The sequence below is a fragment of the Paenibacillus sp. FSL H7-0716 genome, assembly GCF_038002705.1.
Classification (GTDB): Bacteria; Bacillota; Bacilli; order Paenibacillales; family Paenibacillaceae; genus Paenibacillus_AQ; species Paenibacillus_AQ odorifer.
Window position 1 is genome coordinate 146,163 of record NZ_JBBODA010000015.1, and the last position, 8,508, is coordinate 154,670.

Below are 8,508 nucleotides of genomic sequence, written 5' to 3' on the forward strand. Positions count from 1 at the left end.
ATTTCAATTGTGTGCGAATGTGATGTTCATTAGTGTCCAAAGGAGCTTATGCTCTGATAAACATTTAGGAGGTTTCAGTAAATGATCGTTCAACCTTACCGCCCCGTAACTTATACCATCGGTAGTGTCTCTTCTTCAGGTATGCCAATGTCTTCCGGAATGCCGATGTCATCAGGAATGCAAGGCATGGGCAGCATGCCACCCCAAGTAAGCAGTGGCAGTCCAATGACTCCAGGGGGAGTAGTAGTTCAGAATCCACCACAAACGTTCGAACAATCCTACATTGAGAATATTTTCCGCCTGAATTTAGGAAAAGTAGGTACGTTTTATTTTACTTATGAGAACAATAAAGACTGGAATGCCAAAGTTTACAAGGGTGTGCTGGAAGCGGCAGGCCGTGACCACATTATTATCAGTGACCCTGCGACTGGCCAACGCACCGTCTTACTTATGATTTATTTTGATTATGCTACCTTCGATGAGCCCCTTACTTACCAATACCCAGGTGTTATTGGCAATCCTCCAACGATGAGAAATTGTCGCTAAATTTAATACATCTTCGATGAGAAGAACTCCAACGCCAAACGGTTAGGAGTTCTTTTTATTTGTGATGAATTTATGGAATAATCTTGATAATCATCGCCCATTTTTTTTCGAAAGGACACGCATGCTTGCGGTTTGCCCCAATATATTAATATAATAAATTGTATTAGACTCAATAATCCTTGATTTACCAGTGTTTTAAAGGGATAATGAGTCTATTTTTTATCTTGAAATCACGGGAAAATCACATTTCCTGCTGATCCTTGTGATTTAATATGTTCTGGAAGTGAATTTTAAGCTTGTCACTACTACTCTGCATCATTCGTTCCGTCACGTGAGTATAAATCTTTAGTGTTGTTTTTGCATCATCGTGACCGACACGCTTCATAATCGTTTTAAGATCAATCTGAGAGCCAGAAGCTATGCTTGCCTCTATCAACATCGTGATGTGTGTATGACGAAAAATATGAGGTGTTGCATGCTTCTTGATGTTTGTTAATTTCATTAGACGAGCCATACGGTTAACTAACTTCCAATTTGTAAACGGTGTTCCGTTGTTATTGGTCAATATAAATTGGGTTTCTACAAAATCATCATGTAGCTCTTTGTATCTTTTATGACGAGCTGACTGTTTAGTCTTTAACTTCTTAAACATCTCAACGATGAACTCATCCACATCAAAGGTACGAACGGATCCGGTAGTCTTTGGAGGTGTTAATTCATAAGCACCGTTACCACCTTGAGGGAAGTGTAGTGTTTTATAAATATGAACATCATGTGTTTCAAAATTAAAATCTGGCCAGTCTAATGCACAAAACTCTCCTGGACGAACTCCACTAAATAGCAAAAAATAAAATGTCTCCAGATCATCACCTAGACCATGGTTTTGTAATACTTCTAAAAACTCTTCGATTTCATTTCTCTCCAGATACTTTTCTTCTAGGGCATTATTTTTCACTTCTAAGACTGTCTGTTGTTTTTTAGGCATCTTAATGTTTTGACATGGGTTATCGACACGTAGGTTTTCTTTTATGATCCATTTAAAAATTAAGTTTGCAGTTGAGTGATAACGATAGATGGAGGTTATCTCGTATCCTTCAGTAAACATGTTGTTAAGCATCTTTTGATGTTGGCTATGTGTTATTTTATCGATTAGTGCGTTGCCATAATATTTATTCAACAAATTAATGTCGGACACATGAGCTTCGATAGTTTTACCCTTAACTCCACTGGTCACTAAATAATCTTGTAGCCATTCTTCAGCAGCTTCATTGAATTTCATTTTCTTTGCTCGCTTAGTATCCGTTCCACCCTTCATACGATCCACAACAGCCTGAGCTGCCGCAATGGCTTCCTTCTGGGTATCACGCACTCGCGGTACCTGTTGGCGTTTGCCTGTCACTGGATCAGGAGGACCCTCCATAACACACTTCCACTTGTAGCCTTGTTTGTTTTTTGCGGGTATTTTGAAGACGCTAGCCATGTGTGATCCCCCTTATAAATTTTCCTTTGCTTAATTCTCTCTCAGTTGTTTCTCTAGTTTCTTCTCCAATCGCAGTATACGCGTTGTATAACCGCCCTTTGTTTTATCTTCGGCCCCATACTCAATGGCGACATGGCAGATGTCAATCGCTTCATAAAAACGCCCCTTGTTCTCATAGAAGATAGCGAGTTTCTGAAATGAAGTAATGTTTGGAATAAAATTATAGTCCGGATTACGAGCAAACCATGCTTCTTTGAATTTGGGGAAGAGTTCAATATCTTTTAAACATACAGAAATAAGCTTTTTAGCTGCATCTGGTTGGATGAGATGCATTGAATAGAGCTTGATGAATTTGTTATATACAAAATGAAGTTCGAAGGGCTTGACTTCAACTAATTTTAATTGCTCTAAAAAATGATTCTCCGTGGCCTTGTAGTCGAGCCATAAAATCATATCCAGCGACATTTAATTACCTCTAATCGAATGTAATATTTTATGTAATGATATCGGATATCCCTTTGTCGTATCATAAATTATAAAACACCTAGAATCGACAGGGGAGACATCATGAAGAGAAGATTAAAGAAATTGCAAATAGAAAAGCCAGACGAACTTGAATGCATGGATGTGGATCTCAAAGATGTGAATTACATAGACTTATGGCAACGAACCAAACATTCAAATTCTACGTTGGCATATCATACTACTGATGGTTCTTATCAAGATCTCGAATTACTTGCAGAAGCAGCGGAAGCTTACAAAGACCAAGGATTTATATTGATGGGGAGGACGGCGTTAGTTCAGGAATCTAGGATTGAAAGGATAGAGTCGATTGAAAATAATGGATCGTTGATTATATTCAAAGATGGGACACATGCCTATGTAATGAAGCAAATATAATCATATAAGTCAACCCCTTCAGTGGTGTTTAGGGGGCGCTTTCCTTCGCCATTTTACGACATTATATTCCTGCATTATCTGTTAAACTATTTATTAAAGCGAGACACTGGACTTGTGTGGAGGTGATTAAAAGCAATAGTGTACTGATATATCGGTACTTGTTCCACAAGAGCGGCATCGCCACTCAGCTATCGCCATTCCCATTCAAACAGGTCATCAACCAAACAATCTAAATGATAGGCAATTAACGCAGCACGCTTCATCGTCATATTATCAGCTCTCAAATGGATATAATCAGATAGTTGCTGTTTGCTGATACCGACTTTGTCTGCAAGCCACTGCTGGTTAATCTTGATCTTATTGTTCGCTGGTTGGCTTCTCCTAATTCTGATCAGTAACTCGGGAATGCGACAGCGTACGGGAACAAGTTCCATCGCACTGCCACCTTATAAATATACTATTTTTTTGGAACATTTACGAACATTAGTTCCTATGTTAATATGAATAAATAATCCTCCTAGAATAGGAAGGTGAAACTATGGATCAAGAGTTTATAGAGAAAATGTCAATCGTCAAGCAGTTGTCACCATTCGATCCTGAGGAGATTTACTTTTTCATTCATGAAAAGCTCGAGGAAACAATCATTTCTGAGAGTTGCGATGAACAATTTTAATCATGTCCTCAAGTGTTTCAATGTCCTGGGGGTTAGTTAAGTCAATATTGTACTTTTTAACGAGCTCCCTTATTACATACTCTGTTCTTTCCCTCGATAGTTCTTCTTCTGTAGGAGTAAAATTATTCTCTTCTTTTTTATCTCTTTGCCGCTCATTTGTGTTCCCCATTAAATAATCAATCGATTCTCCAAAAAACGTACTAAAAGATAATAGTCGCTCTCTTCGTGGAATCGAATCTGAGACTTCCAAGCGTCGTATTGAAGAGGCTGGAATATCCATTTGTTCAGCTAATTGTTCTTGAGTTAAACCCCTTTCTAATCGGAGTTCTTTTAATCGTTCTTTAAACAAAGCCACATCATCACCACCTGTCTCAATAATAACTTAGGATGTTCGTAAAATAAACGTTCATAAAACGAACAATAACTGTTGACAAGATCGAATTGCGAACATATACTGTGTATATAAGGTTCGATAAACGAGCAGATAAGAGGTGATGAATTTGAACTTTAAACGAGTTATTCTTATTGAGGCAAGGAAAAGAAAAGGCTGGACTCAGGAAGAACTCGCTTCGGGCGTTGGAATATCTAGAGCTTACTTAGCTAATATAGAACGTGGTGAATATGACCCTTCTTTAAAAGTAGCTCAATCACTTTCGAAAAAGCTCGGAGTGAGTACAGACAAACTTTTTTTTAATGATAACGCTCGTAAAACGAACGTCAACAAGGAGGTGATCTAAATGGGCGTAGTCGTGATTGGCATTGATGAATTAGAACAATTGATCGACAAAGCTGTATCTCGCGCAATTGAAACATATGCCGTTCAAGTCCCTACATCTTTGCCTCCAGCACTTAGTATTGTGCAGTTCATGGAACTTCTAGACATCAGTAGACCAACAGCTACAAGTGTCATGAAACGTCCAGACTTCCCAGTGAATCGTGAGTTTGGTAATCCTCGGATACCAACAGGATTGTTACTACAGTGGATCGACAAACATACCGAATGGATCGATCAGAATGCTGGCGAAGAATTCATAGCAAGACGCAGACATGCATTCGGATAAAGAAAACCCGCCGAGCTGTATCGGCAGCGGCGGGCAGGGAATGCGGCAAGGGGAATTGCTTAAGAACATCATACATCAGGCCTCTGTCCGATATAACCCGCAAAACCGGACAAAGGAGAGGATCAAAAGTTGGCAATCGGACAATTCGGACCAGCATTAGAACAAGCATTAAAGCGTTCAGGTGATACCAGGGAAAAGGCGGGACTTATCGTTCATGCAGATGCTTCATTAGTAGGGAAAATTGCGAGAGGGACCCGTAAGGCTTCAAAGCCAGTCATGAGTGCAGCAGTTGAGCATTACGATGACGGTCAACTCTATATGGCAGCCGCGGCGGAAGTCACTGGCGGTGCTTCTGCTCCTTGGCTGGACAATGTTGATCTACATAGAGCCAGCGTACTTTTCAAGACAGTTGAGGAAGTAAAGGAAGTCCTAGAAGCATCCGGTCAAGTGCCAATTAGTAAGACGAATAAGCAACTTAACGATACTGAGCGTAAACAGATTAAGCGGTTGCTGATGGAGACGGTAGAGGCAATTACGGCGCTGACCCATCTAGCTGCAGTGCTTTGTAAGGAGTATTCCTTCAGTTGGTTGTCGACCTGGAAGGAACATCGTGCAGATTTGAAAGCCAAACAATACATGAAATGAGGTGCTGGTATGAATAGAAGCAAATTAGTTGCAGAGGTTGTTGAAGCCGGAAGAATCGCGGCACATAACCTGAATGTGATTCAGAGCAATCCGGAAGCGGTGAAACATGGGGAATTTGAATCCATAGAAGACTATCTGTTAATGGTAATCCGCGTGGCAGAAATAGAAAAAGCCCGCCTGGCAGGGCGGACCTCGTTGAGAACTCGCTTAAAGTATCTCGTTTCGTCCATTTTACGCGATGAACGCAGCAAAGGCAAGGGGGATGCCGCGTGACAGAGCAAGATAAATCTGAATTTACTAAAGCCCTTGCAGAACTTTACATCAAACGTCGCCAGGAATGGTGGTCCGCTGTAGATATTGTGAAAGAAATGAGGCAGAAGCCAACTAGTACCTATCCTCAGGTAGTTGTTTTTCAACACTACCAAAACAAAGTGAAGTCAACCGCGAAGTGGGATCAGTTGGTGGAGGTCATTGAATTGTTACCAGCAGACTTTAAGGAAGCAATTATGTTGGAAGTAGCAAGAATTGAATGAGCAGTGGCTTTGGCCTCTGTCTCCCAGCATCGAACCTTAGAATTAACCTTCCTCCGGTTTGGTGTTGGGAGATGCGGCTGACGCATCAAATGAAAAAAGCGACCCCTCGCACGGGCCGCCTTGCTCTTTGAAAACTGAATAGCGTTATTGCTTTATCACTGCCTTTATCTTACACGATAAAGGCTAAACATCACAAGAGGGAGGAAATGGAATGTCAACAGCCTTTTCTGCGCATATCAGTGGGCAGAGTATCGAAATTGAAATTGTACCGCCAACGCACTACGCACCACTGGTACTATCCATCCGGCAGCAAACCGGAACCGTTCAGCTACATGCTGATCCAGATCAACTGGCCGAAGTCGAATATGCTATCCACACTTATCTGGAAAGTATCCGTTACACGGAAGTACCTAATCAGCAATTAATTCTAACTGCCGAATGCAATATGGCAATCGAGGAGGGAATCGCTTGAAGCGTATCGTTCTGGAGCGCTTGACGCTCAATAATTTCAAAGGAATAAAGAATCTTGTCCTCGCCGCTAATGGCGGGGACGCTGATGTATATGGTGACAATGCTACTGGAAAGACCACTATGTTCGACGGATTTGTTTGGCTCTTATTCGGAAAGGACAGTCAAAACAAGGCTGATTTCGAGATTAAGGGCTTAGATGGAGCTGGTAAAGTTCTACAACACAAGCTGGAACATGAGGTCGAGGGAGTATTCCTCATCGATGGGCGTCGACGTACTTTCCGCCGAGTATACTCCGAGAAGTGGACTAAGAAGCGAGGTTCCGCGACGGACGCCTTTGAAGGTCACGAGACGAATTACTTCTTGGATGGTGTTCCTGTGAAAAAAGGAGAGTATACCACCGAAGTGGATTCTATCATTAAAGAAGATCTGTTCAAGCTTCTGACTAGTCCCTCTTACTTCAATGAACAACTGAAGAAGGAAGACCGTCGGAAGACATTGTTGGAAGTATGCGGTGATCTTACGGACGCCGAGGTCATTCACGGTAACAAGGAACTTTCTTCATTACCAGGTATCCTAGGAGATCGCAACCTTGAGTCACATAAAAAGGTTATTTCTTCTCGTTGCTCTGTGATTAACAAGGAGATCAAGGAGCTTCCGGTGCGGATTAGTGAAGTACAGCGTCAAATGCCGGATGTTGCGGAACTGGATGATGAAGAGCTCCTTAAGGAAGATATCGCGATCCTACGTAGTCGGGTGGAATCAGGGGAGGCCGAGCTTTCTCGGGTTCTTTCAGGTGGTGAGGTAGCAGTTAAGGAAAAGCGGCTTCGTGAGATTGAAAGTGAACTGATAGACATCAAGAGCCGAATGCATTCTGATGTGCTGGATAAACTGGCGCTCAAGCGAGATGAAGTGAACCGGATGCACATTGAGGTCAATCGGTATCGTCGTGAGATCGAGGATAAACAGCAGCGCATCCAGCAGAATGAACATTCAACAGTGAATCGTAGGCAAGAAGCGGAACGGCTGCGGACAGAGTTCGCTGAGCTGAAGAGTCTTATCTTCGAACATCCTGAAGGTCATGATTCCAATTGCCCAGCCTGTGGTCAGTCACTCCCAGAAGATCAAATTAAGGCGGCTCACGACAAAGCAGAGGCAGAATTTAATCGTCGGCTAGCGGAGCGTAAGGAGCGTATCAATAATTCCGGTAAAGCGGCGGTAGCAGAAGCTCAAAAATTCGAGCAGGAAATCATTCGGCTACGGGAAAAAATCGAAGGTTTGACTAGTACCCTCCAAACCCTGCAGGCTGAGGTCGCATCCGCTGATGAGCAGCTAACCGTACTTCGAGCAGGTGTCAAAGATCCTGCCTCAGATCTGGAATATGCGAGCAAGCAGGCTGAAGCTACTCAAGTTAAACAGCAGATTGAAGTATTGAGAACTTCAGGTGAAGATGCTGCTGCAATAGCTCGTTCCGAAATTCGCCAGCAACGTGCTGAGATTGAAGAATTGGAACGCGATCTTGCTAAATTCGATGGTATCCGCCGGGCGGAAATGCGGGTGATGGAGTTAGAGAAACAGGAGCGTGAACTTGCAGCAGAGTACGAACACCTGCAGCATGAACTGTTCCTCTGCGAAGAATTCACTAAGACCAAGGTCAGCATGCTGGATGCTAAGATCAACAGCAAATTCAAGCTCGCACGGTTCCGACTCTTTGAGGATCAAATCAACGGCGGGATCAAGGAAGTCTGCGACACCCTGTATAAGGGAGTTCCTTATGATGGTGGGCTCAACAATGCGGCTCGAATCAATGTCGGTTTGGACATCATCAATACGCTAGGTGAGCATTACGGATTCTCTGCTCCAATCTTCGTAGATAATGCCGAAGCAGTGACGCAGCTGATCGGAACTGATGCTCAGGTAATCCGATTAGTCGTTAGTGAAGCAGATAAGAAGCTGCGCATTGAGACGGCAGCCATACAGGAGGCGATTTGAATGTACGACGTACAGGAAAGCATTAATGCCCAGAAAAAGTATTGTGAGGAGCACCAAGCTCCTCATTTCGCGCCAAACAATGGCCGCTGTTGGTCATGTAATCAGAACATATATGAGCCTGGTCGCTATGTATGGAAGGGAAAATCCGATGGACGTGAGTCATTGGGGATTACTGTTGAAAAAGCTGCTTCTGAACTGGTTACTGGTTGT

14 protein-coding genes are annotated in these 8,508 nt (G+C 42.6%); 10 read left to right on the forward strand and 4 right to left on the reverse strand.

Features of this window, described 5'->3' with window-relative positions:
* The first annotated feature begins 81 nt into the window (after positions 1 to 81).
* Positions 82 to 546, forward strand: coding sequence for a spore coat protein GerQ (gene gerQ / locus MHH60_RS19415; protein WP_036687556.1), 465 nt, complete (start codon positions 82 to 84; stop codon positions 544 to 546).
* Positions 547 to 787: 241 nt separating this feature from the next.
* Here gerQ and MHH60_RS19420 read toward each other — a convergent pair whose 3' ends face one another.
* Both MHH60_RS19420 and MHH60_RS19425 read right to left on the reverse strand, forming a co-directional pair.
* A complete protein-coding gene (locus MHH60_RS19420) occupies positions 788 to 2,026 on the reverse strand; it encodes a tyrosine-type recombinase/integrase (RefSeq protein WP_076133703.1) in 1,239 nt (412 codons plus the stop codon).
* Positions 2,027 to 2,056: 30 nt separating this feature from the next.
* Entirely contained in the window at positions 2,057 to 2,491 is a 435-nt protein-coding gene (locus MHH60_RS19425; protein ID WP_076133702.1) for a hypothetical protein, read from the reverse strand.
* A 102-nt stretch (positions 2,492 to 2,593) separates the two neighbouring features.
* On the opposite strand from MHH60_RS19425, the gene MHH60_RS19430 reads away from it, so the two are divergent.
* A complete protein-coding gene (locus MHH60_RS19430) occupies positions 2,594 to 2,926 on the forward strand; it encodes a LytTR family transcriptional regulator DNA-binding domain-containing protein (RefSeq protein ID WP_076133701.1) in 333 nt (110 codons plus the stop codon).
* Between the two features lie 188 nt (positions 2,927 to 3,114).
* Here MHH60_RS19430 and MHH60_RS19435 read toward each other — a convergent pair whose 3' ends face one another.
* Both MHH60_RS19435 and MHH60_RS19440 read right to left on the reverse strand, forming a co-directional pair.
* On the reverse strand, positions 3,115 to 3,360 hold the full coding sequence (locus MHH60_RS19435) for a helix-turn-helix domain-containing protein (protein WP_076133700.1): 246 nt from the start codon (positions 3,358 to 3,360) through the stop codon (positions 3,115 to 3,117).
* 207 nt (positions 3,361 to 3,567) lie between these two features.
* Positions 3,568 to 3,954, reverse strand: a complete 387-nt coding sequence (locus tag MHH60_RS19440; protein WP_076133699.1) for a helix-turn-helix domain-containing protein — start codon at positions 3,952 to 3,954, stop codon at positions 3,568 to 3,570.
* Between the two features lie 145 nt (positions 3,955 to 4,099).
* Here MHH60_RS19440 and MHH60_RS19445 point away from each other — a divergent pair, with 145 nt between their 5' ends.
* The 8 genes from MHH60_RS19445 to MHH60_RS19480 all read left to right on the forward strand — a co-directional run.
* Positions 4,100 to 4,336, forward strand: a complete 237-nt coding sequence (locus MHH60_RS19445) for a helix-turn-helix transcriptional regulator (protein ID WP_256715063.1) — start codon at positions 4,100 to 4,102, stop codon at positions 4,334 to 4,336.
* Positions 4,337 to 4,660: a hypothetical protein gene (locus tag MHH60_RS19450; RefSeq protein ID WP_076133697.1), complete on the forward strand. Its 324-nt coding sequence runs from the start codon at positions 4,337 to 4,339 to the stop codon at positions 4,658 to 4,660.
* A 129-nt stretch (positions 4,661 to 4,789) separates the two neighbouring features.
* The gene (locus MHH60_RS19455) at positions 4,790 to 5,305 is read left to right on the forward strand and encodes a transcriptional regulator (protein ID WP_076133696.1); all 516 of its coding nucleotides are present in this window, start codon (positions 4,790 to 4,792) and stop codon (positions 5,303 to 5,305) included.
* A gap of 9 nt (positions 5,306 to 5,314) precedes the next feature.
* Positions 5,315 to 5,578 carry a hypothetical protein gene (locus MHH60_RS19460; protein WP_076133695.1) on the forward strand — a complete coding sequence of 88 codons (264 nt, stop codon included), beginning with the start codon at positions 5,315 to 5,317 and terminating at the stop codon, positions 5,576 to 5,578.
* The gene (locus tag MHH60_RS19465) at positions 5,575 to 5,838 is read left to right on the forward strand and encodes a hypothetical protein (protein ID WP_076133694.1); all 264 of its coding nucleotides are present in this window, start codon (positions 5,575 to 5,577) and stop codon (positions 5,836 to 5,838) included. The genes MHH60_RS19460 and MHH60_RS19465 overlap by 4 nt, the downstream gene beginning before the upstream one ends.
* A gap of 211 nt (positions 5,839 to 6,049) precedes the next feature.
* The gene (locus MHH60_RS19470; protein ID WP_076133693.1) at positions 6,050 to 6,310 is read left to right on the forward strand and encodes a hypothetical protein; all 261 of its coding nucleotides are present in this window, start codon (positions 6,050 to 6,052) and stop codon (positions 6,308 to 6,310) included.
* Positions 6,307 to 8,298, forward strand: coding sequence for an ATP-binding protein (locus MHH60_RS19475; RefSeq protein ID WP_076133692.1), 1,992 nt, complete (start codon positions 6,307 to 6,309; stop codon positions 8,296 to 8,298). Before MHH60_RS19470 ends, MHH60_RS19475 begins: the two co-directional genes overlap by 4 nt.
* A partial coding sequence (locus tag MHH60_RS19480) for a hypothetical protein (RefSeq protein ID WP_341161153.1) occupies positions 8,299 to 8,508 on the forward strand: 210 nt, incomplete at its 3' end.